Origin of the sequence: Priestia sp. SIMBA_032 (genome assembly GCF_046535215.1) — a bacterium.
Taxonomy (GTDB): Bacteria; Bacillota; Bacilli; order Bacillales; family Bacillaceae_H; genus Priestia; species Priestia aryabhattai.
Genome location: NZ_JAWRXD010001461.1, coordinates 1 through 240 on the forward strand (window position 1 = coordinate 1; position 240 = coordinate 240).

Below are 240 nucleotides of genomic sequence, written 5' to 3' on the forward strand. Positions count from 1 at the left end.
GTCGGTCGTGCGGGGGCGGGCGACGTGCTCCGCCGAGTAGGCCAGGTTCTCAGCCCAGTTACGTTCTTGCGTCATTGCCGTCTTTCGTTACGAGAGCGCGATTGCAGTCCAGGATACGGGCGGAAGCGTGACCGTGAGGGAACCATTCTCGAGACGCGCCGAATCATTTACGCGGGTTGCGACGCGTTCCGGATCCTCGAGCGTGTTCTTCGCATGGATGTCCTCGTCGGCGAGGGTGTG

General features: G+C 62.5%; 1 protein-coding gene. It reads right to left on the reverse strand.

The features are described from left to right. Positions 1-87: 87 nt before the first annotated feature. The coding region (locus tag SB717_RS39150) for an alpha-L-arabinofuranosidase C-terminal domain-containing protein (protein ID WP_410908679.1) at positions 88-240 on the reverse strand (153 nt) is incomplete at its 5' end.